This window comes from Mesorhizobium sp. M1227 (assembly GCF_040318315.1).
GTDB lineage: Bacteria > Pseudomonadota > Alphaproteobacteria > Rhizobiales > Rhizobiaceae > Mesorhizobium.
Genome location: NZ_JAMYLZ010000017.1, coordinates 75,367 through 99,590, shown reverse-complemented (window position 1 = coordinate 99,590; position 24,224 = coordinate 75,367). Strand labels below are relative to the sequence as shown.

Sequence of the window (24,224 nt, the reverse complement as noted above, 5' to 3'; positions counted from 1 at the left end):
TGTTAGGGCAGACCATGCAGCAAGCCATTGCGTCGGACGGCCTTCGCCGGGTGGTGCTTGTCGTCGCACTGCTGAACCTGGGTTATTTCGGCATTGAATTCGCCGTCGCGCTGGCGATCGGCTCGGTGTCGCTGTTCGCCGACAGCGTCGATTTTCTGGAAGATGCCTCGGTCAATCTCCTCATACTGCTCGCCATGGGATGGTCGCTGCGTGCCCGCTCGCGGGTCGGCATGGCGCTGGCGCTTATCCTGCTGGTGCCGGGCCTGGCGACTCTGTGGACCGCGTGGGAAAAGTTCAACATGCCGGTGCCGCCGCAGCCAACGGCGCTGACGCTGGCGGGATTGGGCGCTCTGGCGGTCAATCTGTCATGCGCCTACATGCTGGCGCGCTACCGCCATCACAGCGGCAGTCTTACCAGGGCGGCATTCCTCTCGGCCCGCAACGATGCGGTCGCCAATATTGCGATCATACTGGCCGGATTGGTGACGGCCTTCCTGTGGCGCTCGGCGTGGCCGGATTTGATCGTCGGCCTGGGAATCGCGGCACTGAATGCAGATGCGGCGCGCGAGGTCTGGGAGGCAGCTCGGGAAGAGCACCGGGCCGTTTCGTGAACTCCAAAACGCTCAGCGCGCTGCCGCATTGCCAATCCGCCAATGCAGCAGTCAGCCAGAAACTTGCGCGATCTCTAGTATAATATCACCCTTTCAAAGCGGTCGGAGGGAGAACCGCTCATAAGTAAAAATCGGGAGGAAAAACCACGAATAGCATGAGCCTCACCACACTTGGACGAAGTCGACCGGGTCGAAGCGGTGAAGCGATGAACCGCTCAAGGCCACGCACGTCATCAAAAGGCCCGCGTCTCCGAAGAGGACGCGGGCCGGTTTTCGTCGGTATGCGCTAGGCAGGTATCAAGACGGCGATGCGGTGGATGCCGACCACCTTGCTGGTGTTGGCTGCCGCGTCGGTCTTGCCCTTGGAGCAGGTATATACGTCACCTTCCTTGAGCTTGAATTCCTTGTCCGCCTTCTTGATCGTGAATTCACCGGCAGCAATGGTGCAGACCATGTCGTTGTCCATCACCATTTGAGGGGCGGCTGCTCCGGGCTGAAAGACTATATCGACAATTGAGATGCTCTTGTAGGCGGGGATATCGGAATTGCCGGTGCCGACCTCGACCAATCTGACGCCGGGTGCAATCTCCTTGCCTTCCTTCGGGCCGTATTTCTTCACCTTTGCCGCCGCCGCCAGCGTGAACAAAGGCGTTACCGCTGCCGCCGTCACGCCGAGCGCAATCGCGGACCTGCGATTCATGGTTTTCATCGCGTCCTCCCATTTAATGTTTGGCCACGCACCAATGCGCATGACCACAATACATTAGCACACATGCAGATAATTGCAGCACGGCGTTTCGGAGCTTACGGAAGCGAACCGCCTCCCGGTCGAATGCGACCGAACAGCAAACAATTCCATGCTATGCTGGCGAGCCATCAAACGGGCGACGGGGGATAGCAATGTTGGAAACGGACAAGGTATTCGCTGGCTCAATTCCGGAAAACTACGACCGCTATATGGTGCCGTTGATTTTCGAGCCGTTCGCCGCAGATCTTGCACGACGAGCAGCGTCCTTGTCGCCAAGCGCCGTTCTGGAAACCGCCGCGGGCACCGGGGTTGTCACCCGCGCATTGGCGCCAAAACTGTCCGCCGATGCAAGCTATGTCGTAACCGACCTCAACCAGCCGATGCTCGACTACGCCGCTTCGCGGCAAGCTCCCGACGATCGCATCAAATGGCGTCAGGCTGATGCTCTGGCGCTACCGTTCGAAAATGCGGCCTTCGATCTCGTTTGTTGTCAGTTCGGTGCGATGTTCTTTCCCAACCGCTCATCCGCCTATCGCGAAGCCCGGCGAGTCCTGAAGCCCGGAGGACATTTTCTATTCAGCGTATGGGATCGCATCGAAGAGAATGTATTTGCGGACGATGTGACCAATGCCCTGGCGAGGATTTTTCCGAACGATCCGCCGCGCTTTCTGGCACGCACGCCGCATGGCTACCACGATACGGCACTGATCCGTTGCGAGCTGGAGGACGCAGGTTTTTCCGGTGTGGTGATCGAGACGAGAGCCGAACAAAGCCGTGCCTCCTCGCCGCGCCTTCCGGCCGTTGCTTATTGCCAGGGCACTCTCCTTCGCAATGAAATCGAGGCCAGAGAGGCGGGAAAGCTGGACGCTGCAACCGACTACGCCGCAGCCGCGATTGCAGACAGGCATGGCAGCGGCGAGGTTGCTGCCAAAATCCAGGCTCACATAATCATGGCTGTGGTCTGAACGGTTCATCGTTTCACGGAAACGCTCTGTCTTTTGTTTTGACGCAATTCCGGACGGAAAACCGTTTCGCACTTTCCTGAAATTGCTCGAGGTGTTGGATATCCCGTTCCAGCACCTGCGACGTTCAGCTGCCATGCAGCACACGTCTTGCCGCTATTCCGATTTCCCAGACGATGACCGTTCATTCGCCCAAGTGGCAGGTCGACAAGTGGCAGGTTGACGATCGCCGGGGCTTGATGGCGGCGGCGGCCGGCCGCGCGATTCTGGTCGGCCCGGCTTCACTTTCGCAGCCATGGCCGACTCCGCCCAGCAAGGTCTAGTCATTTCGCTTTCTTGACTCGGCCGACAAAAACGGGCAGCAAAGTCATCATTGGAGGGCAGTTTTGCCAACTATGCAGGTTTTGGAGGGCGTTTTTCGGTGTGACCGTCGCCCAATCGGCGGTCGGTAGAGGGATTGGTTAACCAACTTTGTCCATCTTTTGAATCAATCGGCAACAGACGCAAAGCGTGCTGGGGGCACCAGGCGAACTGTGAATGTCACGGCTGCGAAATCCGCTAGCCGGCATCGGCCGATTGAGAGTGGTTGAATGGCGTTTGTAAGTGCGAAAACCCGGGGTGACAGTCCTGCAACTGGATTGACTTCGATGAGGCCCGGCCTGCGCTGGGTCGCGGTTCCGGCCGTCGGCGCAGCCATTGCTTTATGGTCGGTGGCGACCTTGGCCGGCCTTTATTCAGTGGGAACCTCGCTCAGCGCCGCTTCCAACGGTCTCCCGCAAAGCCTGCTCGCGCCGCGCACCATCGCGCTCGCCGATCCTCGCCGCAGCCTTGCAAAGGCGCAGGCCCCGACATGGGCCGCAGCAAACGCGGCGCTGTCGGCCAAGCTGCTGCAGCACGGATGCGATGCCAACTGCCTGCGGTCGGCGTCGAACTTCGTCCACCAGGGAAAATCGGCCCGCCTCAAGCGCAACACCGTGCCGCTTGTCGCTGATGCGTCGCGGCAATCGAGCTTCGACGACGTGGTTGCCAAGGCCGCGCTGTCGCCGCAAAAGCTTGCCGCCGCCTTTGCCCGTGCCTCAGCCGGCTCTTCCGTCATGCTCGCCAGCCTGCCGGCCGACGCCCGGTTCGCCGAGCCGGTACGCATACCCGACCTGAACGGCCCGGCGTCAGTGCGCTTCGGGCCCGCGGTGGCGGAGATCGAACGCTCGTCGCGCCTTGCGCTGGCGCTGGCGAACACATTGCCGGAGCAGATGATCGACGTGCTCCCGGCAGCCGTCGCGGCAAGCGAGCCCGCGGCTTCGCAAGAGCCGCAAGAACCTGAGGTCCAACTGGCCTCGCTGCCGCCGCAAGACGACATGCCCGACAGCATTCCGCTGCCGACGCTGCGTCCGCGGGCGGACATCGATAAGCTGGCCGAGGCGCCGCGGGCTCAAGCGTCAAGAGATCAGGCGCCAAAAGACCAGGCGCGAAAAGATCAGGCGCAAAAGGATCAGGCATCGAAAACGGAGCCGCCCAAGGCGCAGGCCTCCAGGACCGCCAAGGCGAGCAAGGTGCAGACGGCCGACGCTCCGCCGGTCGAGACGCAACCCGGCAGCCTGTCGCCTCGCAATTCGTCACAAGCGGCAGTGCCGGGTGTATCGGGCAAGCCGGGCAAACGTTCGAAGACGCAGGGCGGCGACATGCTGGCCTATGCCAAGCCCGACATGCCTTCCGGCGGACTCGGCGGAGCCTTCAGGAACCTGTTCACCACGCCCAACATGGGTACCGGCGTCGCCGTCTACGACATCTCGGCCAAGACCGTCTATATGCCCGACGGCTCGCGGCTGGAGGCACATTCGGGACTGGGCGCGATGGTCGACCAGCCACGCTACGTCCACAAGAAGAATGTCGGCCCGACGCCGCCGGATACCTACAATCTGACGATGCGCGAATCGCGCTTCCACGGTGTCGAGGCGATCCGTCTGACGCCGGCCAGCGGCAGCAACAAATATGGCCGTGACGGCCTGCTCGCCCACACCTACATGCTGCGCGGCGGCCGCGCCGAATCGAATGGCTGCGTCGTCTTCAAGGACTATGCCCGCTTCCTCGCCGCCTACAAGAAGGGCAAGATCAAGCGGCTCGTCGTGGTGCCGCGCCTGTCAAAGCCGCTGACACGCGTCGCCCAAGAGGGGCGAGGGGCTTAGGTCGCTCGCGGCAGCCCTTCATGGCTTCGTCATCCCAGGGTCTTCGCGACGTCGCTTCGCGCCTGCTCCGCCCTGGGATGACGAAGCTGGGGAGGTTTGGCCAATCTCGAAGGTTTTCAATCCCGTCCGATGACACTATGAACGACCGGCCGGGGCGGCTCCAGCTTCAAACAATCACGAGGACATCATGACAATACGCGCTGTCGTCTGGGGCGAGAATATCCATGAGCGGACCAACGAGGTGGTCGCGGGCATCTATCCTGAGGGCATGCATGCGACGATCGCCAATGCACTGAAGCTCGACCCGGAAATATCAGTGTCCTGGGCAACGCTGGAGCAGAAGGAGCATGGGCTGCCGGCCGACCGTCTGGCCGAAACCGACGTCTTGCTGTGGTGGGGGCACAAGGACCATGGCGCCGTCGCCGACGAAGTGGTCGAGCGCGTGGCGCGCCGCGTCTGGGAAGGCATGGGGCTGATTGTTCTCCATTCCGGCCATTTCTCGAAGGTATTCAAGAAGCTGATGGGCACTCCCTGCACGCTGAAATGGCGCGAGGCGGGCGAGCGCGAACGGCTTTGGGTGACCAGCGCCAACCACCCGATCGCTGCCGGGATCGGCGAGTATTTCGAGCTCGAGAACGAGGAGATGTATGGCGAGCAGTTCGCCGTGCCGGAGCCGCTGGAGACCGTCTTCATCTCGTGGTTCCAGGGCGGCGAAGTGTTCCGGTCGGGGCTGACCTATCGCCGCGGCGCCGGCAACATCTTCTATTTCAGGCCCGGCCACGAGACCTATCCGACCTATCACGACGCCAACGTCCACAAGGTGCTGCGCAATGCGGTGAGATGGGCGCACAACCCGCAAGGCTCCAATCCGGCCATCCTCGATGCGCCGAACGTGCCGGTGGAAAAGGCGCTCGAGCCGATCGTCGAGCGCGGCGGAAAACTTCATTCCCCCGGCGGAGCCGGCTTTCGCTAGACCAAATCCGTGATCGAACAAGAAGATAAAGCCCTGTCCTAAGGATAAGAATCATGCGTCTGTTGATACTCGGTACCGGCTGGATGGCGGAGGAGCACGCCAGGCAGTTCGGCAAGATCGAGGGCGTCGAACTGATCGGCGCCGTCGATCTCGACCGTACGCGCGTCGACAAGTTTTCGGACATCTATGGTATCCCCAACCGCTTCGCGTCGCTGGACGAGGCGCTGGCATGGGGCAAGTTCGACGCGGTGGCGAACGTGACGCCCGATCGCATCCACCATCCGACCACCATGATGCTGATCGCGGCGGGCAAGCCGGTGCTGTGCGAAAAACCGCTGGCCGAAAACTTCGAGAAGGCCAGTGAGATGGCCGCTGCCGCCGAGCGAGCCGGCATCATCAACATGGTCAACCTGACCTATCGCAATGTCGCGCCGCTGCAGAGAGCGCGCGCCATGGTGCTGGCCGGCGAGATCGGCACGGTCAGGCATGTCGAGGCGTCCTATCTGCAGAGCTGGCTGGTGTCCAAATTCTGGGGCGACTGGCGCACCGATTCGAAATGGCTGTGGCGGCTGTCGCGCGGCCATGGCTCCAACGGCGTGCTGGGCGACGTCGGCATCCACATCCTCGATTTCGCCAGCTATGGCGCCGCACTCGACATCGACCATGTGTTCTGCCGCCTGAGATCCTTCGACAAGGCGCCCGAAAACCGCATCGGCGAATACGAGCTCGACGCCAATGACAGTTTCACCATGGCGCTTGATTTCCGCAATGGCGCCTTCGGCGTCGTCCATGCCAGCCGCTGGGCAACCGGCCATCTCAACGAACTCCGCCTGCGCATCTACGGCGACAAGGGCGGCATCGAAGTCGTGCACAATCTGACCGGCTCGGAGCTGAAAGCCTGCATCGGCGAGGATGTCGAGAACGCCAAATGGCAAGTTCTGGACGCCGGAACGGTGCAGACCAACTACCAGCGCTTCGTCGATGCGGTGCGCAACGGCGTCCAGGCCGAACCGTCGTTCCGGCATGCTGCCGAATTGCAGAAGGTCCTCGACCTCGCCGTCGTCTCGGATGAGAAGCGGGCCGAATTGAGCACCGATACGCAGTGATATCGTTCAGGGAATCTTGATAGGAGCCAGCCATGGTCACGCGACGCGCCGAATGTTCCTGCGGTCAGTTGTCAGCCACCTGCTCGGGCGAGCCGGTACGCGTCTCGGTTTGCCATTGCTTGGCCTGCAAGCGACGCACCGGCAGCGCGTTCAGCTTCAACGCGCGGTTTGAGGAAGATGACGTTTCTGTCCAGGGCCGCTCGGCGGAGTTCACGCGCATTGGCGACGAGGGCGGCCGCGTCATCTACAGCTTCTGCCCGGATTGCGGCACCACCGTCCATTACCGGATCGACGCTCAACCCGGTCTGACCGCCATCCCGGTGGGCGCTTTCGCGGACCCTGCATTCCCGCCGCCCTTCCTGTCCTTCTACCACGAGAGCCGGCGCTGCCAGTGGGTCGAGGTCCGAACCGAACGTTTGGCGACGTTCGGCTGAAGCCGCTGGTCGCCTCCGGCTGACGTTTTAGGTCAAAACTCGATCACTCTGAACGACCGAGTTCGACCCGTTTCAGTCGTCAGGGACGTTCCCCGTTCAGAGCGCTTTAAGTGCATTCCGGTCATTCGCGTTCGAGCATGCTATACTGCACCTTGGCTCCAAAGCAGCCATTGATGGCTAGGAACCAATGCGGATGGGCAGGTCAGACCGACAGCAATTCAACAGCGGCTCCTTGCAGGAGGCGGACCAGCTCGTGCTCGGTCGTGAGGCTTACGAGGAAAGGGCGTGGGACGACGCCTATCGGTTCTTCTCGCGTGCCGGCGAAGCGGCTCCGCTCGCAGTGGACGATCTCGAACGGCTGGCGATGTCGGCCTATTTGACCGGGCGCGACGAGGAGTACCTGCGGGCCCTGGAGCGAACCCATCATGCATATCTGGACGCGGGCGAGTGCCATCGGGCCGCCCGCTGCGCCTTCTGGCTTGGCCTGCGCCTTGTCTTTCGTGGGGAGATGGCTCAGGCGGCCGGCTGGTTTGGACGGGCGCATCGGCTGCTCGAACGCGAGCCACATGATTGCGCCGAACAGGGTTACCTGATGCTGCCCCATGTCGAACAGCAGCTTGCTTCGGGCAACCTTGAAGCGGCCTACGCTGCGGCGAGCGGCGCAGTCGAGATTGGCGAGCGCTTTGCGGACGTGGATCTGGTGGCCTGTGCACGGCACTTGCAGGGCCGTGTTCTGTTGCGCCAGCGGCGAACCGCGGAAGGTTTCGCGCTCCTGGACGAGGCGATGGTTTCGGTCACGGCCGGCGAATTGTCGCCGCTGCTTACCGGCTTGATCTACTGCAGCGTGATCGAAGCGTGTCAGCAAGTCCATGCTCTGGGCCGCGCACGCGAATGGACCTCCGCCCTGGGGCGATGGTGCGCCGAACAGCCCCAGCTGATCAGTTTCAGCGGCACCTGCCTGATGCATCGCGCCGAGATCAAGCGGCTCAGCGGCGCATGGCAGCACGCGATCGACGAAGCGCAGCAGGCCGTGGAGCGTTTGACGCAGTCGAACAATCGGAGAGATACGGCTGGAGCATGGTACCAGCTGGCGGAAGTATACCGCCTTCGCGGAGACTTTGACGTGGCCGAGCAGGCATATCGGAGTGCAAGCCAACATGGCTTCGAACCGCAGCCGGGCCTTGCCCTGTTGCGGTTGGCCGAAAGGCACATCGATGCGGCTGCGGCCGCAATCCGGCGCGTCATGGGCGCGACGACCGACCAACTGAAGCGCATTCGGCTGCTGCCTGCTCACGTCGAGATCATGCTGGCGGCTGATGACATCGAGGAAGCACGGCGTGCCTGCCACGAACTGGCGGACATTGGAGAAAGCTACGGAACCGAACCGCTACGCGCCCTTGCCGCTCACGCGCGGGGAGCGGTGGAACTGGCAGAAGGCGAAGCGCAGGCTGCATTGACTTGGCTGCGCCAGGCACTCGAGGGGTGGCAGCAAGTCGAAGCGCCATACGAAGCAGCGCGCGTAGGCGTCATGATAGGCCAGGCTTGCCGCGCCCTCGGTGACAACGATGGTGCGGAACTGGAGTTGCAGGCAGCCCGGACAGTGTTTCGGCAGCTCGGTGCGATGCCGGACCTTTCTCGTGTCGATATCCTGCTTGGCATGCGATCAGACGGAGCCCGCGGCCTCTCTGCCCGTGAACTGCAAGTTCTCCGCCTGGTCGCTGCCGGCAAAACCAACAAGCAAATCGCCAACGAACTGGATTTGAGCGGGAAGACAGTGGACAGGCACGTCAGCAATATTTTCAACAAGCTTGACGTCCCCACGCGCGCTGCCGCCACCGCCTGGGCCTACGAGCACCGCCTGGTTTGAGCAGGTCTGGCATGGGTCGAATCACCCATGCCGTCATCGGCGCCCATTGGGTGGTTCGCCCGAAGCGCCGCCCTCCCTTCCGCGCTAGCTTGCACTCGAAATCGATCGGCCATGGATGCGCGGCGCCACGGCGCAGCTCGCCCACAGATCGCGAGACGGACGCAGTGATCGCGCTGCGAACATCCGGCCACAATGAAGGGAAGTAGCGATGTCGCATGCCGATACCGGAATGCGGGTCGCGGGCGCCTGGCTTGCGATCGCTTCTGTACTCTTGGGTTTCGTCCTGATCGGTCACGGGCCGATTAATCCCGACCTCGCCCAGCAAATGCAGGCCATCGCCAGTGGCGTCACCCTGTGGGTGGTCGTGCATTGGGCCGCCGCGGCAGCACTTTCGCTGTTCGTCGTCGCGAGCCTGATCGTGCTGACCGCCGGCTCTCGACTGACCGAACGCTGGTGGACCCTATCCGCCTGGGCGGTGGTGGCCGTCGGCGCGCTCTGGACGATGACAACCGCCGTGGCCGAGGCCACCACCGTCGCCGATGCCGTCGCCGCCAACGACATGGCGCGATTCGCGGTCTGGTGGGCCTTCGCCGAGGGCAAGGCCAACGGCTTCATGTTCCTCTGCCTGGCGGTTGCCGTGATCGCCGGCAATGAGACGCTGAGCCGGCAACAGGTAACGCCGACCTGGGCGTCACTGGTCGGAGTCGTGGCCGGGCTTGGTGCCTTCGTCGGATGGCCGCTGGGCATGTGGTTCGGCATCGGGCTGGGCAGCCTCGTCTGGGTTGCGTCGTCTTTTGTAATGGCCCTGTGGACGTTGTGGTTCGGGTTGGGGCTCGCGCGAGCCGAGAACAGCGTGTCGAAAGCTCGCAGCGCGAGCTTCAGCGCGTGAGCACCCCAAGAGGCCAGCGGCGTCCTATCAACATCAGGGAGGTCATGATGACTCACGTTGAAGGTTACACCGCCACCCCGGCAGCAATTGAAGATAGCGCCGATGTCAAAGCTGAAGGCGTGCGGCAAATGTCGGCTATTGTTTAGGGTTACGGATGCCGGCCAACAGGTGTTGGCTTGGCGCGAGGGCCGGCGTCCGAAAGCCTCCAGGGAAAGAACCCGCGGGATGGAGGGCGTGGTTCCGGCGCTATGGGGATTTGACGGTTCCGCGTGGTTCGCGGTGGGTGCACTGATGCGGCTGACAGGTGGGACTGCTCAGGTTGACAGGCGCGCGCGGCCGGCCGAGGCGGCGCATGATGCGGTGTGGCGGCTGAAGAATCCGGTCGCCTGCGGCTGACGTTTCAGGATCAAACCCAATCACTCTGAACGACCGAGTTCGACCCGGTCCGACCGTCAAGGCATTTCAGGCGACGAAGTCGATCCATCAACGTGCGTGGCTCGATCGCGCCAAAAGAAGGCGTGTGCGTCGGCTGAGCAAGCTCCGTCACAGCTGCGCTCAACGGGTCGCGACAAGTGCCGACCATCCAATTGATCGCTGATGGTTACTACGTGCTGGCCATGCTAGAATTCAGCGTCCTCGACGTGGTTAAAATCGGGGAATTGCGACCGGTTGACGGCGCGGGAGGTCGACGGACAAACACGAACAGATCACAGGGAGGAAGCAATGTTTCGGACACCAGTTCATCTTGCATTCTTGACAGCGTCGATTGTTGCCCTGCCATCTTACGCGGCCATGGCCGATGACACACAGATCGCGCGCGGCGAATATCTGGTTACGATTGCCGGCTGCAGCGACTGTCACACATCCGGTTACTTCTTCGGGAAGCCCGACATGTCGCGCTTCCTCGGCGGTTCGGACGTGGGCTTCGAGATTCCTGGTCTTGGTGTCTTTGTCGCCCGTAATATCACCCCTGACAGGGAGACCGGTATCGGAAGCTGGACCCCGGAGCAGATCGTCACCGCGATCCAGACCGGCGAACGGCCGGACGGCCGCATCCTGGCGCCGATCATGCCTTGGCGCGACTTCGCGCATCTCACCGCGGATGACGCCATGGCGATCGCGGCATTCCTCCAAAGTGTGAAGCCGGTCAGCCACCAGGTTCCCGGCCCGTTCAAACCCGGGGAAGCGGTGTCGACGTTCATGATGCGGATTATGCCGCCGGGGGAAGCCGCAGCCGCTGCAACGAAGTAGGGCGGCTTTGATCGGAACGAGATTTTTAGTCGAATAATGGGTGAATGTCCGCCTTGGAGATGATGAGGCCGATATCCGAACGGCAGAAATGGGGTCGATTCGAGCCGTTGCGCGAAGGGCCGCTTTTGAGAAGCGCCATGAATGTCGCGATATTGGCGCTACCTACTCGTTCCCATCGACGAGACGAATGGCAGCATCCACCCTTCCCCCGGTCCTCGGCGGCGGACGCGATGAACGGCTCGATTGAGCCCGAAACGAACTTCTGTCACATCGGTAACCTGCCGCCACCTCCTCAAATTGCCCGCGAGCTCGGTCTGAGCCAGCGGACGGTAGACCGTCACGTTAGCGATATCCTGACGCGGCTGAACGTGCGCACGCGCGCGGCAGCCACGGCCTATGCGGTCGAGCACGGCCTGATCGGCATGGTCGTATCTGGGTAATCCTACCCAAGCCAAATTTCTCGCTGCGTGGGTACTTACGCCGAAGCGGGCAACCGTGGCGCGGGTCTAAACCTCATGGCGTGGTAAAGGCCACAGGAGGTTTTCCCGATGCCAACGAATAATAACAGCATGAGCGGGCCGGGCGGTGTCTGGCTCGCCACCGGAACGCTGCTGCTGGCGGCTGCGCTCGTCTTTCACGGGCCACCGGACGCGGATTTGTCTGTTCAGATGCAGAATATCGCCGAGGGCCATGGGCGATGGGCTACGGTCCATTGGACGGCGGCAGCGGCGCTGTTCCTGATCGCCGGCGCTTCGTTCCTGAACCTGGCGCTCAACCCCCGGGTTCGGCGTTCGCCGATGCTGAGTTCCGCCTGGATGGTGATGGCTCTCGGCGCCCTGACTACGTTCTCCACCGCAGTCGCCGAGGCATCGGTGGTCGCGGTCGCGGCCGACCGGGGTGACACCAACGCCTTCATGACCTGGTGGGCGTTTTCCGGCGGCATGGGTAACGGATTCTGGGCGCTAGCCCTGGCGACAGCGCTTGTCGCGTATCACGATGCCCGCGACAACGTTGGGATACTGCCCCGATGGGCCGCGATCGTCGGCTCGGCGTTCGGTATCCTTTCGGCAACCGGGTGGACACTCGGTGAGCAGCTCGGGATCGGCATCGGAGGTCCGATCTGGCTGATTTCCTCGCTTCTCATGTGCCTGTGGCTCGCGTGGTACGGGCTGTCCTCAAGCAGCGTCCGGTCGGGGCAAGCCACGGCGTAAAGCGCCTGATCCAGCATCATCTTGAGACAGGAGGAAAAAATGTCCCTTCAAACGAAGGAAATCGAGGCGACGATCCACGACATCCACGGATTCTTCACCGACTGGGTGGCGGGCCGATGCCCTGGCGACGATGCGACGTTCAAGAAGAACGCGCTCGACCGGATCAGCGACGATCTGGTCGCCATCATGCCGGGCGGCAGGGCGTTCGGGAAAAATGATTTCGCAGGTTACATGAAGAGCATCTACGGATCGAATCCGGCCTTCCGTATCAAAATACGCGACATCCGGATCAGCCATCAAAGCGCCGACCTGGCGGTCGTGAACTACCACGAATGGCAACGCGACGCGAAGGACTCTGATCAACCGAACAATGGCCGGGTCACGACGATGGTGATCCGCGATCGCGGCTACCGCCGGGGGCCCGAGATCTTGCAAGTTCATGAAACCTGGCTCCCAGCCGATGTCGTTCAGTCCGCGGATTTCGCGTTCTGAGAAGCGTCGGTCCGAAACGGGCAGAGAAAGGAATTGCGTTGGCGGCACCATCGGCTCTGCCGGCGTCATGGAGCCAGAACTGTGCTTCTTTTCAGCCCGAATTGATCCACATTCAACGTCCGGCTAGCCCAGCAAGCCGGCCATTCCATGCGTTCGCGTGGAGCGTCGGCTCGCCACCCATTGCTGCCGCTTGGTCGGCTGAACGCTTCGGCAGATCTTAGGCCCAGAGCGGACGTTAACCCGGCGCAAGATTTGGTCGCGAACAGCGCGGCCACGTCCGCAGGAGCCACGAAAGGAACCAGATCGGCGCTCCGGGGCAGGGATTTGGAAAGTATCATTGCCTAAGTTTCTGGTACTTTGAGGAAGTTCGGATAGGTCATCTGCGGGACATTCAACCGCAACCGGCCGGCAGGCTTTTCGGCAAAGCTTCCCGCATCCCTCATTGCGGCAAGGATGAGCTCCAGCGCCGGTCCTGCCTGGCTCAAAACCTCTCGCCGGCTTCAGTCAGGCTCGTCGCCCTCGTGGTCCGCGTCAGAAGGGTCGCGCTAAGCCGCGCTTCCAGTGCCTGATCATCTTGCTGATCGCCGACGGCGAGACCCGAAGTGTCTTGGCCGCGGCCGTGAAGTTGGCCGGCGCCGCTGGTTTCGCATGTTTCTTGGCGAACAGACGCCCGAAGCAGCGTTGGCCGCAGCCGACGATCCCGTCCCGGTCCCGGCCAAGAAACGCGAAAATCTATGCGAGGCCAATCTCTATGTCGCGGAGTTTTTACCGGCTCGACGGCCGTGACGATGAAGCCTTGCGGCGGTACCGGCTTGCGGAACGCGACTGCCCCCACGACTTCATCGAATATGTCGCAGCAGGCAATGCACTGCGCGCGCTCGGTGTGTCGCCATAGTGCGCCGCTGCGGATGATTCATTGTAGGCTCGAGCGCAACCTCGGCGCAAAGGCGACGGCAGGTTCGGTGCGTATTGTCGCTGCTGTCAATGCCGCAGGATCTTGCTCAGAAAAGCGCGGCTGCGGTCGGTCTTCGGGTTGGAGAAGAACTCATCCGGCGTGCCGCTCTCGACGATGGCGCCGGCGTCCATGAACACGACGCGCTGGGCGACCTTGCGGGCAAAGCCCATCTCGTGCGTCACCACCATCATGGTCATGCCTTCCTCCGCCACCGCGACCATGACGTCGAGCACTTCCGAGATCATCTCGGGATCGAGCGCCGAGGTCGGCTCGTCGAACAGCATGATCTTGGGGCGCATGCCGAGGCAGCGCGCGATCGCCACGCGCTGCTGCTGGCCACCAGACAGCTGCGCCGGATAGGCGTTCACCTTGTCGGCGAGGCCGACCTTGGCGAGCAATTCGCGCCCGGCCTTCTCGGCTTCAGCGCGCGGGATCTTGCGGACATGGATCGGCGCCAGGGTGACGTTCTCGAGCGCCGTCCTGTGCGGGTAGAGGTTGAACGACTGGAAGACGAAGCCGACCTCGGTGCGCAGCCGCGTCATGTTGGTGGCGGGGTCGCCGAGGCGCTGGCCGTCGACCGTCAGGTCGCCGTCGCGGATCGTCTCCAGCCCGTTGATGCAGCGGATCAGGGTGCTCTTGCCCGAGCCGCTCGGGCCGCAGACGACGACCACTTCGCGCGGCTCGACGCTCAGCGTGATATCCCTGAGCACGTTGAGCTGGCCGAACCATTTGTTGACGCCGCGAAAGTCGATCATGCCGGTTTTGGTCATATTGCCGGACCCTTGAGGTTCGATGTCACAACTGTACCTCGCCATGCGCCGCGCCCATGCGTTGCTCCAGCCGGCGGGCCAGCATGATCAGGGGGTAGCAGACGATGAAGTAACCGAGGCCGACGAGGAAGAAGACCAGCAGCCCATTGGGTACACGCTGCACCACCAGCCAGCCGACGCGGGTGAGGTCGGTGAGGCCTATGGCCGAGACGACCGAGGAATCCTTGATCAGCAGCACATATTGCCCGACCAGCGGCGGCAGCACGATGCGCATCGCCTGCGGCAGCACCACCTGGCGCATGCGCTGCCAGCGCGACAGGCCGGACGCCAGTGCTGCCTCGACCTGGCCGGTCGGCACCGAGCGGATGCCGGCGACGACGATCTCGCAGATGAAGCAGGCGGCCAGGTTGGTCAGCGCGATGATGCCGGCGGTGAAGGCGTCGAGCTCGATGCCGAGTTCCGGCAGGATGAAGAAGATCAGGAAGATCTGCACCAGGAACGGCGTGCCGCGGATCAGGTCGACCCAGGCGCCGATCGCGCCGCTGATCAGCCGGTTGCCGCCGGTGCGCAGGATGCCGAGGCCGAAGCCGAGCAGCGTGCCCAGCACCAGGCTGATCAGCGACAGCACCACGGTCATGCCGAGGCCGCGCAAGGCGAAGGGATAGCTGCCGGCGATGCTTTGCAGCTGCTGCCAGATCATGTCCGTGCCCCCGCCAGGCCGAGCCAGCGCCCGGAGAGCGCCGCCAGCCCCTTCAGCCCGTAATAGAGCAGGAGGTAGAAGGCTGCGATGGTGATGAAACCTTCGGCCGGCATGAAGCGGTCGGAGGCCAGCAATTGTCCGGCGCGCGTCAGCTCGGCAACCGAGATCAGCGACAACAGGGCGGAATCCTTGACCAGCACGATCGCCTGGCCGAGCAGCGGCGGGATCGTCACCTTGAACGCCTGCGGCAGGATGACGAGGCGCATGCGCTGGACATAGGTCATGCCCGAGGCGACGCCGGCCTCCACCTGGCCGCGCGGGATCGACAGGATGCCGGCGCGGATGATCTCGGCGACATAGGCGCCGCTGTTCAGCGACAGGGCCAAGATGCCGACGACGAACTCGGGCAGGACGAAGCCGAGCCGCGGCAGGCCGAAATAGAGGAAATAAAGCTGCGCCAGCAGCGGCGTGGCACGCACCGCGTCGATATAGGCCTTGGCCGGGACGCGGAACAGCCGGCCGCGCTGCAGGTTCATGGCGGCGAGCACGATGCCGACGGCGAGCGCGCCGGCAAAGGAGAGGACAGACAGCCACACGGTCGTGACGAGGCCCTGCCCGAACAGGGGCAGATATTCGACGATGGTGCGGAAGCTGAAGTTTTCGAGCATTTTGGACGGTGAATGGTGAATAGTGAATAGGGAATAGTGAATAGGGAATTGGGAATAGGGAATTGGGAATAGGAGCAGCAAGTAGCGAGTAGCGAGTAGCGAGTAGCGAGTAGCGCTTTACTACTCCCTACTCCCTACTCCCTATTCACACTACTCAGTGATCCTTCTTCCAGGCGTCGGAATTGACCCAGTAATCGAGGTTCTTCTGCAGGCGGCCGTCGAGGCTGACCTGGTCGAGGAACAGGTTCATCCAGACCAGCAGGTCCTGCTCGTCATAGCGTGTGGCGAAGGCCAGCGGCTCTTTCGACAGCATGTCCGGCATGATGATGAAGCTGTCGGCGGGGTAAGCGGTCGACTGGCCCTTGACCGCCGAGACGTCGTTGACGCCGCAATCGGCCTGGCCGTTGTTGACGGCGTCGAGCAGCAGCGGGCCGCCGCCCTTGTAGCTCTTGATATCGGCGTCGGGGAAGGCGGCCTTGGCTTCCTTCTCGCCGGTGGCGCCGAGCAGCACGGCGATCTTGGTGCCCTTGGCCTTGCAGTCCTCGGTGGACTTGAAGGCGGTCCCAGCCTTGGTGAAGACTGTGCTGCCCGTGTACATGTAAGGCTTGGTGAAGGCGACCTTCATGCCACGCGCCAGTGTCGGGGTCATGTCGGCGACCAGAAGATCGGCCTTGCCCGACAGCAGCGCCGGGATCAGGCCGTCCCAGTCGAAGTCGAGGAAGGTGATCTTGACGCCCATTTCCTTGGCCATCAGTTCGGCGAGTTCGACCGAACTGCCGGTGCGTTCGCCGGCAGCACCCACCAGCGAGAAGGGCGGTCCCTGCGTCTGCACGGCGACGCGCAACTCACCGCGCTTGGTGATCTCGTCGAGCGTTCCCGCACTGGCGGCAGCGGTAAGGCCAGCGAGCGCAAGGCCGGCGATGAAAAGCTTGGCAATCTTCATTTGGGCATTCCTCCTTGTTTCGTTTGTTGTTCCACTTGTTATTTCACCCCATCGAGGTGCTTTTTGAGCGGCAGCGCCGTTGCCGGCGGCGACCACCGTTCGAAAATCCTTCAGTCCCAGCTCACCGTTTCGGCAACCTTGATGCCGCGCTTGGCCAGCTCATCGAGGAAGCGGCCATCGGGAACATGCAGCAGCGGGTTGAGCAGGCCGGGCGCGGCGATCTCGCGCCGTGCCAGCATCTGCGCCACAATGCTGGCGGGATAGCCGACGCCGAGGCTCATGCCGAATAGGCCCGAGGCGAGGTCGCGTTCGATGACCAGCTCCGAGGTCACCGTCTTGCGGCGGTCGCCTTCGCTGCCGACAAAGACGTTGCGCATCACGCAAAGGTCCTTTTCGTCGGCGCCATATTGCAGTTGCGGGCCAAGCAGCCGGCCGAGGAATTCGCGTGGGCTGGCACCGGTGCTTTGCACCTTGTCCTCGGACAGGAAGCCGAGCTGCTTCAGCGGCGCCCAGAACGCCGACCAGCCGGGCCAGCGAAGCGAATAGCGGCCGGAGCGCTGCAGCCCCTTAGCGGCGGCGAGCATGCCGGCATAATGCGGCGCGTCGCCATTGGGGAAGGCTTCGAGCCTGCCCAGTCCCGCCACCTCGATCTCGTGGATGAAACGATTGTCGTGCTGGCGGGCGGCCGGCACATCGACCCGTTTGCCGTCCTCGACCAGCACGCTGTCGCGGTTCTGGCTGACCAGAACCATGTCGAAATTCCAGCTCACCTTGTAGCGCAGCGGCTCGACCACCGCCTTCGGCTCGGGAATGCCGCCGCAGTAGGAATCGATCGCGGTGATGGTGTCGAATTGGCTGGCGGCGCGCGCGTAGAGCACCAGGTCGATGCCGGGGTCGAGCCCGCATTCGGTGACGATCGACACGCCGGCCTTTTCGGCCTCGGGAGCGAGATCGGCGATGGCCTTGCCGTAATTGGTGGTGACCAGCGGCGTGCGCGTCGCGATCGCCGCCTGCACCGCGTCGCGCATCAGCGGCTGCGGCAACAGGTCGATGACCGCATCGACGTCCTTCATCACATCGGCCAGCACCGGACCGATCGCGCCCTCCGGCACGACAAAACGCACCCTGGCAAGGTCGGTCAGGCCGCCAAGCCGCGCAGCGCCGTCGGTTGCCGTGTCGACACAGACCACTTGCTCGACGCCGTCGCTGGCAACGAGATCGGCGATCGCCGCCCGGCCTTGCAGGCCGAGGCCGCCGAGAACCGCGATCTTCATGCCATTTCCTTCCGCGTCTCGTCCGACCAGCAGCCTTCCGGCAGGCTGACCCATTTGTTGCAGGACGCCATGACGACGAAGGTCTCGCTGCGCACGACTTCGCCCGGCTCGCCGGCGCCGGGGATCAGCTCGCTGGTGACGCGGTAGAGATCGGCGACATCACCGGCCACGGTCACGTCGACGATGATGTCGAAGCGCCCGGTGACGACGGCGGCCGAGTTCACGAAAGGCAGTTCGGAGATGCGCTGCGCCAGTTCCCGGGCGCGGCCGCGTCCCTGCGCATTGATGCCGACGATGGCCGAGATCAGCTCAGGGCGTTCGGTCAGGTTGAGCAGCCCGACGATCTTGAGCAGGTTGCGGTCGAGCAGGTTGCGCAGCCGCATGCGCACGGTCGGCACCGAGATCGCCATCTTCTCAGCGAGGCGGTTGACGCCAAGCTGCGCATCTTGCGACAGCAGCTTGACCAGTCGCCGGTCGGTCTGATCGAGATGTTCCCGCAAACGCTCAGGCTTTCATAAAGGGAAAGAAATGATCGTATTTTCTTTCTGATATGAAAATACCTTATGAGAGATTTTTAACAACGGCAAGAGCCATGTCATCCGCCGTGCCGCTGCGCCTATCGGCAGTTTCGTCGATGTCGCCACATTTTGTTCTTGCTTTGTGCCGGCAGCTATGCTACTAATTTGGGTATGGTGCCAATTTGGCTCCAACGACCCGTCCTCCCGAGGCGGGTTTTTGTTTCCGGATCTTTTGAAGGTTCAGCGCCGCCGGTCTAAGATTGGCGGGACACCGTGGTTCCGCGGAGCGCAGCCGCAACTCATGCCTTCACGTGACGGGCGGAAAGGCTCATCCGCGAAATGGCCAAAATCGGCTTTTCAACAAAACTGTAGTTGGCCAGGGAGACGGCAATGCAGGCGGTGACAATAACCATGCCAGCAAGCCATGGTGATACGCTGACGCTTGCAACGACAGGAGCGGTCGCAAGCAGCACGATAGGATGCGTCAGATAGAGAGAGTAGGAGGCATCGCCCAACCTTGCCAGCAGGCGAGGAGCAAAAAGCCGGAAGTAGCTTTCCAGGCTGATGCAACCGGCGACTAGGATCAAGGCCGGGATTCCCTGAGCAAGGGTTCGCGGCAAGTTGAAGCCAAGTACCATCACCAGCATGGACACGATGGCGAACACGAGCGCCGAGACACCCAGGACGGTAGCCAAACGCGCCAGTCTGCCGACCAGGTGGCCGAGCACCATGCCGGCAAGGAACTCAAACAGGATTGGCGTGGTATAGAAAAACAGCACAGTGTCGGCGGCGGGTTTGAAGACGATGCGCGCCGCTACGGCGATTGCAAAGACAACGCCGACCATGGCCATTTGCGTCAGCGTGCCGAAACGCATAGTCGCCGCGAACAGAATGTAAAACAGGATTTCCAGATTGAGCGTCCAACCCACGCCAAGCACCGGTTGGACATAGCCTGTGACCGTATCGAGATAGGCTATGAAAAGCAGGCTATTGGTGGTCTGCTCAAGAGACACTGCACGACCGGCAAACAACCAAAGTGCGGCGACCATAAGGAAGGTCATAACCCAATAGAACGGAACGACGCGCGTGAAGCGCTGCATCAAAAAAGCACGGTGGTCGGCGCGTCTGTTCTCTGTCGAGAGAACCATTACAAAACCACTAATGACGAAAAACAGGTCGACGCCGCTGTTTAGAACGGGAATACGCAGATCGAGCATGCCCAGCGCGGCCGGAAGATGATAGATAACAACCATGAGAGCTGCCAGCCCCCGCAGTACCTGTATCGATGTATACTGTTGAATCCGACGCGGCGCAGCGTGATCATTCTGTGGAATGATGTTCATCAAAAAATGGTCCCCGGTGCAGGAGAGCATTAACATACGTGATCGTTGATGTGCCGATTAATTGTTGGTTTAATTAACACGTAAAGTTTTAGATAAGTTTTATTGATATAGCGTGCCGCCACACTTATGCTCGGCCGACTTTGGCCTGCCTCGTTGCCAAACTTGGCATCTCCCCAGTGAAGAGGAGATTGGCCGTTCCCGCGCTAACGGCTGGACTCGAAGATAGCGACGGCTGCCGCTGTCAGCGCAGCGTTACTAGATGCTACTGTTCCATCAGGGAGCTCCTTGCCGTCTTCCAGTCCGACGCGCGTCGACCAACGGCGTTCCGCCGCCCGGTGCACGAAAGGCCAGACCGTGGCGTCGGCGCCGTGCAGCAGGATTGCCCGGCGCATTCCGGCGCCGTCGAGCACGGCGGCGATATCGTCGCTGATCTCCAGCGCAGCGTCCGGCTCCTGCTCGGAGATTTCGATCAGGATCCGCAGCACGCGTTTGCCATGGTCGAGGCTCACCAGGCGTTCGGCGTCGGCGACGGAGGCAAGCCCCGCCTCGATGCCAATGCCGCGTTGGCGCAGACGCTCCATGATAGCGGGCGCGGCGTCTTCGCTGAGATTGACCGAGGCATAGTCGGGCAGCTCGCTCCAAGCGGCGATCGCGGCCAGCGTCCGCTCGTCGTCATTCTCAATCCAGGCGCCGGTCGACACGCCGATCAGCGTTCCAGGGCAGGCGCGACGAAGCGCCAGCACCGTCCGATCCATCGCCGCCGGAGCCAGGCTTTCGCGGCCGTCCAGCCCGCGGGCATGGACATGCAGTTCGGCGGCACCGGCGGCGACGCAGGTCGCACCGTCGCGCGCCATGGCTTCGGGATCAAGCGGCAGTCGCGGGTGAAAATCGGCGCTGCGCGCGCCATTGATGCAGGTCTGGACAATCATGCTATGGGCAGTCCGGTTGCGGTTGCTGCCAGCCTAGCGCGGGCCAGTGAAAACCGGAATCGCGCTGGCGAAGGCTCCTGACATATGGACGCCGGCCGGCTTGGATCAGTCTGGCAGGGTGTGTCTCTATCGCCTTGTTCGCCAACGATCTTCTCGGCAAAAGAGACGGTCGTTTGCAGAGTTATGGCGGCACGCCCAGATCGTGCAGCGCACTCATGGCGGCTCGGTATTCGACGAAATCCCTGGGACAATCGCTAGCGGCGAGCCGGTAAAGCCGTAAGGCTTCCTCGCTATGCCCTTGGAGCCGGCTAAGCTCGGCCGTGTAGAAATTCGTTTCGCAGACTTGTCCGGTTCTCTGAGCCAGGCCCACAGCACCGGCATCCGAAAGTGCTTCGGCGGACGTCTTTTCACCCAGCAGCATGCTGACCAGCGGTGCCGGCCACTTCGTCATGTCGAGCTTGCTTTTCGCCTCCTTCAAGTGGCTCGCCGCGCCGTTGCGCCGCGCCGCGATATCAAGCCAGATGGCAAAGTAGGCATTGTCGGGGGTGAGAGAGGCCGCCTGCTCGAAATCCGTCTGCGCCATCGCCGTCGCGCCGGAATAGAGATACAGGACGCCCCGGCCAGCATAGGTGGAGGCGTCTTTCGGATCGAGGTTGATTGCTTCGCCATAGTCGGCGATAGCGCGGCTGTATTGGTCCTTTGCCGTCCAGGCTACGCCTCGGTTTTGGTAGCTCTTGACAAGTCTCGGATCGAGGCTGATCGCGCGGTCGTAGTCGGCGATGGCGAGATCGTATTCGCCTTTCCTGCTCCAGGCGAAACCTCGGTCGTTGTAGGCGATCGCCTTTGTCGGGTCGAGCGTAACGGTCTGGCTGTAATCGGCGATCGCCCGGTCATTGTCGCCTTTTTCTAGCCATGCCTCGCCGCGTTTGTAGTAGGCGGGCATCAGTTTCGGATCGAGGCTAATCGCCTTATCGAAATCGGCGATGGCCTTCTCGGCATCACCCTTGGCAATCCACGTTATGCCCCGGTTGAAAAATGCAGAAGGGTCTTTTGGATCGAGGCTGATGGCCTTGTCGAAATCGGCGAGGGCGCCGTCATTGTCGCTCTTTCCCGCACGCGCGATTCCACGATTGGAATAGGAAAAGGTATTTTTCGGGTTGAGGCCGAGCGCTTTGTCGTAGTCGGCGATGGCACGGTCGAACTCGCCCTTTGCCGCCCACACCAGTCCTCGGTTGTTGTAGGCATCGATGTTCCCGGGGTCGGAGCTGATTGCCTGGTCGTAATCGGCCATAGCACGGTCATTGTCCCCTTTGGCGAACCAGGCTATTCCCCGATTGTAGTAAGCGCTTGAGTATTTTGGATCGAGGTTGATGGCTTGTCCGTAATCTTTGAAGGCGCGGTTGACGTCGCCTTTGCGCGCCCAGACCATCCCCCGGTTGTTGAAAGTCTCGGCACGCTTCGGATCAAGATCGATCGCTATGTTGTAGTCGGCGAGGGCGTGGTCATTATCGCCCTTCTTGAACCACACTAAACCCCGAGCGTTGAAAGCGTAGGTATCTTTCTGGTCAAGACTGATCGCCTTGTCGAGATTGGCCATCGCGTCGTCGAAATCGCCCCTGTCGATATCTATCATGCCCCGATGCAGATAGGCGTCGGTCTGACCCGGGTCGATGGTAATCGCCTGGTTGAGGTCGGCCAGCGCACGGTCCCTATCGCCCCGGTCCGCCAGAGCTGCACCTCGATTGGCGTATGCGTCGGCGTATTTCGGATCGAGGCGGATCGCCTGGTCAAAATCAGCGATGGCCTTGTCGGCTTCGCCCTTTCGCCACAAGGACATGCCACGGTTGTTGAAGGGCATCGCGCCTTTTGGATCGAGACCGATGGCTCGGTTGGAGTCCTCAATGGCGTGGTCGTCTTCCCCCTTCTTGTACCAGGCATGGCTACGACTGACGTAGATTTTCGGATTTGTCGGATCGAGCCTGATCGCCTGGGTGTAATCGGCAATGGCACTGTCCGCATCGCCCCTTGCAAGCGAGGCGATGCCTCTGTTGAAATAGGCATTGCCAAGGTTCGGATCGAAGGTGATCGCCTGGCTGTAATCGGCGATGGCACGATCGATGTCGCCCTTGTTTGCTCGGGCCAGACCCCGGTTTCAATAAGAGATGGCGTGTTTCGGATCGAGTCTGATCGCCTGGTCGTAGTCGGTGATGGCGCCGTCGAAATCGCCTTTCGCCGCCCATGCTATCCCCCGGTTGTTGTAGGCGTCGACATATTTCGGATCGAGCGCGATGGCCTGACCATAGTCGGCGATGCCGCCATCGGCGTCACCTGCGTCGGATCGGGCCGCGCCTCGCGCGTAGTATGCGACGGCGAGTTTTGAATCGATGCCAATCGCCTTGCCATAATCGGCTATGGCGCGGTCATGGTCCCCCCGGTTGGCCCAAGTGACGCCTCTGCTGTAATAGGCTGGTGCAAATGTCGGATCGAGGCTGATGGACGTGTCGAAGTCCGCCAGCGCCTGGTCATGGTCGCCCTTGTTCGACCAGGCGAGGCCTCTGTTGTAGTAGACGCTAGCATCCTTCGGATCGATCGCGACGACCTTATTGTAGTCGGTGATGGCGCCGTCAAAATCGCCGCCCGTCAGCCGGGCGTTGCCGCGCCGGTAGTAGGCATGCGCGTTTTTCGGATCGAGGCTGATCACCTTGTCATAGTCGGCCAGCGCGCGCTCCTCATCGCCCTTGCTGGTCAACGCATCGGCTCGATCGTTCAGGGAACCGGCGTCGTTCGGGTTGAGCCTGATGGCCCGGTCGAAGTCGGCTATCGCGCGGTCGTCGTCGCCTTTGCGTGACCAGATCAGCCCGCGATTGTGGTAATTTCTGCCGTCTCCCGGATTGAGGCTGATTGCCCTGTCATAGTCGGCCAAAGCCCGGTCGTTCTCGCCCTTGAAGGTCCAGGCGACGCCGCGGTTGTAGTAGGCATCGCCATATTTCGGGTCCAGGCTGATCGCCTTGTCCAGATCGGCGATGCCCTTGTCGTAGTCGCCCTTGAAGACCCAGCTGATGCCCCGGTTGTAGTAGCCGCTGGCGACGGTCGGTGCGATGCCGATGAACGCGCTGTAGTCGGCGATCGCGCGGTCATAGTCGCCTCGTTCCGTCAGGGCATTGCCGCGCTTGAAATAGGCAATACCGCGGTTTTCGAGGGGCTCTGTCGCATCCTCGATCATGCGCGTACAGGCGGGAATCCGCACCGCCGGATCGACCTCATCGTCGCTGACGCAGTCGCTGCTGGCGGGCAAGGCCGGGAGCGCCGAGACCAGCATGACGACGAGGCAAACGAGGAATTGCCGGACTGCCCTGTCCCCCTGTCGAACCCGTCCGATCAAATCGCCCCCCATCGC

At 62.1% G+C, this 24,224-nt stretch carries 25 protein-coding genes; 14 read left to right on the top strand and 11 right to left on the bottom strand.

The window, feature by feature from the left end; translation table 11 throughout:
* The first annotated feature begins 14 nt into the window (after positions 1–14).
* Positions 15–611, top strand: a complete 597-nt coding sequence (locus NKH28_RS20235) for a cation efflux transmembrane domain-containing protein (RefSeq protein ID WP_352452320.1) — start codon at positions 15–17, stop codon at positions 609–611.
* 286 nt (positions 612–897) lie between these two features.
* Here NKH28_RS20235 and NKH28_RS20230 read toward each other — a convergent pair whose 3' ends face one another.
* Positions 898–1,320, bottom strand: coding sequence for a hypothetical protein (locus NKH28_RS20230; protein WP_352817350.1), 423 nt, complete (start codon positions 1,318–1,320; stop codon positions 898–900).
* 191 nt (positions 1,321–1,511) lie between these two features.
* Here NKH28_RS20230 and NKH28_RS20225 point away from each other — a divergent pair, with 191 nt between their 5' ends.
* The 13 genes from NKH28_RS20225 (at position 1,512) to NKH28_RS20165 (ending at position 13,622) form a co-directional block, all read left to right on the top strand.
* Positions 1,512–2,324, top strand: a complete 813-nt coding sequence (locus tag NKH28_RS20225) for a class I SAM-dependent methyltransferase (RefSeq protein ID WP_352980207.1) — start codon at positions 1,512–1,514, stop codon at positions 2,322–2,324.
* 644 nt (positions 2,325–2,968) lie between these two features.
* Positions 2,969–4,504 carry a DUF2778 domain-containing protein gene (locus NKH28_RS20220; protein WP_352980205.1) on the top strand — a complete coding sequence of 512 codons (1,536 nt, stop codon included), beginning with the start codon at positions 2,969–2,971 and terminating at the stop codon, positions 4,502–4,504.
* A 187-nt stretch (positions 4,505–4,691) separates the two neighbouring features.
* Complete coding sequence (locus tag NKH28_RS20215; RefSeq protein ID WP_352980203.1) at positions 4,692–5,477, top strand: ThuA domain-containing protein; 786 nt, start codon at positions 4,692–4,694, stop codon at positions 5,475–5,477.
* A 53-nt stretch (positions 5,478–5,530) separates the two neighbouring features.
* Positions 5,531–6,583 (top strand): Gfo/Idh/MocA family protein, encoded by a 1,053-nt coding sequence (locus tag NKH28_RS20210; RefSeq protein WP_352980201.1) that lies wholly within the window; start codon positions 5,531–5,533, stop codon positions 6,581–6,583.
* 32 nt (positions 6,584–6,615) lie between these two features.
* Entirely contained in the window at positions 6,616–7,017 is a 402-nt protein-coding gene (locus tag NKH28_RS20205) for a GFA family protein (protein WP_352903225.1), read from the top strand.
* Between the two features lie 193 nt (positions 7,018–7,210).
* The gene (locus NKH28_RS20200) at positions 7,211–8,884 is read left to right on the top strand and encodes a LuxR C-terminal-related transcriptional regulator (RefSeq protein WP_352541237.1); all 1,674 of its coding nucleotides are present in this window, start codon (positions 7,211–7,213) and stop codon (positions 8,882–8,884) included.
* 208 nt (positions 8,885–9,092) lie between these two features.
* Positions 9,093–9,773 carry a hypothetical protein gene (locus tag NKH28_RS20195; protein ID WP_352501301.1) on the top strand — a complete coding sequence of 227 codons (681 nt, stop codon included), beginning with the start codon at positions 9,093–9,095 and terminating at the stop codon, positions 9,771–9,773.
* A 225-nt stretch (positions 9,774–9,998) separates the two neighbouring features.
* A complete protein-coding gene (locus NKH28_RS20190; protein ID WP_352501300.1) occupies positions 9,999–10,169 on the top strand; it encodes a hypothetical protein in 171 nt (56 codons plus the stop codon).
* Between the two features lie 327 nt (positions 10,170–10,496).
* Entirely contained in the window at positions 10,497–11,024 is a 528-nt protein-coding gene (locus tag NKH28_RS20185; RefSeq protein ID WP_502893757.1) for a c-type cytochrome, read from the top strand.
* Positions 11,025–11,068: 44 nt separating this feature from the next.
* Positions 11,069–11,464: a LuxR C-terminal-related transcriptional regulator gene (locus NKH28_RS20180; RefSeq protein WP_352980199.1), complete on the top strand. Its 396-nt coding sequence runs from the start codon at positions 11,069–11,071 to the stop codon at positions 11,462–11,464.
* Positions 11,465–11,572: 108 nt separating this feature from the next.
* The gene (locus tag NKH28_RS20175; protein ID WP_352832016.1) at positions 11,573–12,235 is read left to right on the top strand and encodes a hypothetical protein; all 663 of its coding nucleotides are present in this window, start codon (positions 11,573–11,575) and stop codon (positions 12,233–12,235) included.
* A gap of 39 nt (positions 12,236–12,274) precedes the next feature.
* Positions 12,275–12,727 carry a nuclear transport factor 2 family protein gene (locus tag NKH28_RS20170; protein WP_352980198.1) on the top strand — a complete coding sequence of 151 codons (453 nt, stop codon included), beginning with the start codon at positions 12,275–12,277 and terminating at the stop codon, positions 12,725–12,727.
* 751 nt (positions 12,728–13,478) lie between these two features.
* Positions 13,479–13,622, top strand: a complete 144-nt coding sequence (locus NKH28_RS20165) for a hypothetical protein (protein WP_352685236.1) — start codon at positions 13,479–13,481, stop codon at positions 13,620–13,622.
* Positions 13,623–13,708: 86 nt separating this feature from the next.
* Here the strand turns inward: NKH28_RS20165 and NKH28_RS20160 are convergent, their stop codons facing one another.
* From NKH28_RS20160 to NKH28_RS20115, 10 genes are all read right to left on the bottom strand, one after another.
* Positions 13,709–14,452, bottom strand: coding sequence for an amino acid ABC transporter ATP-binding protein (locus NKH28_RS20160; protein ID WP_352832012.1), 744 nt, complete (start codon positions 14,450–14,452; stop codon positions 13,709–13,711).
* Positions 14,453–14,477: 25 nt separating this feature from the next.
* Complete coding sequence (locus tag NKH28_RS20155; RefSeq protein ID WP_352980196.1) at positions 14,478–15,152, bottom strand: amino acid ABC transporter permease; 675 nt, start codon at positions 15,150–15,152, stop codon at positions 14,478–14,480.
* Positions 15,149–15,820 carry an amino acid ABC transporter permease gene (locus tag NKH28_RS20150; protein ID WP_352451492.1) on the bottom strand — a complete coding sequence of 224 codons (672 nt, stop codon included), beginning with the start codon at positions 15,818–15,820 and terminating at the stop codon, positions 15,149–15,151. The genes NKH28_RS20155 and NKH28_RS20150 overlap by 4 nt, the downstream gene beginning before the upstream one ends.
* Before the next feature lie 154 nt (positions 15,821–15,974).
* A complete protein-coding gene (locus NKH28_RS20145; RefSeq protein WP_352569105.1) occupies positions 15,975–16,763 on the bottom strand; it encodes an ABC transporter substrate-binding protein in 789 nt (262 codons plus the stop codon).
* A 110-nt stretch (positions 16,764–16,873) separates the two neighbouring features.
* The gene (locus tag NKH28_RS20140; RefSeq protein ID WP_352980194.1) at positions 16,874–18,037 is read right to left on the bottom strand and encodes a saccharopine dehydrogenase family protein; all 1,164 of its coding nucleotides are present in this window, start codon (positions 18,035–18,037) and stop codon (positions 16,874–16,876) included.
* Positions 18,034–18,537, bottom strand: a complete 504-nt coding sequence (locus tag NKH28_RS20135; RefSeq protein ID WP_023677254.1) for an Lrp/AsnC family transcriptional regulator — start codon at positions 18,535–18,537, stop codon at positions 18,034–18,036. Before NKH28_RS20135 ends, NKH28_RS20140 begins: the two co-directional genes overlap by 4 nt.
* Before the next feature lie 317 nt (positions 18,538–18,854).
* The gene (locus tag NKH28_RS20130; RefSeq protein ID WP_352980192.1) at positions 18,855–19,898 is read right to left on the bottom strand and encodes an acyltransferase family protein; all 1,044 of its coding nucleotides are present in this window, start codon (positions 19,896–19,898) and stop codon (positions 18,855–18,857) included.
* Between the two features lie 203 nt (positions 19,899–20,101).
* The gene (locus NKH28_RS20125) at positions 20,102–20,827 is read right to left on the bottom strand and encodes a 3-keto-5-aminohexanoate cleavage protein (RefSeq protein ID WP_352920313.1); all 726 of its coding nucleotides are present in this window, start codon (positions 20,825–20,827) and stop codon (positions 20,102–20,104) included.
* Positions 20,828–21,008: 181 nt separating this feature from the next.
* Entirely contained in the window at positions 21,009–22,970 is a 1,962-nt protein-coding gene (locus NKH28_RS20120; protein WP_352980235.1) for a tetratricopeptide repeat protein, read from the bottom strand.
* 9 nt (positions 22,971–22,979) lie between these two features.
* A complete protein-coding gene (locus tag NKH28_RS20115) occupies positions 22,980–24,221 on the bottom strand; it encodes a tetratricopeptide repeat protein (RefSeq protein WP_352980190.1) in 1,242 nt (413 codons plus the stop codon).
* Between the last annotated feature and the right edge of the window lie 3 nt (positions 24,222–24,224).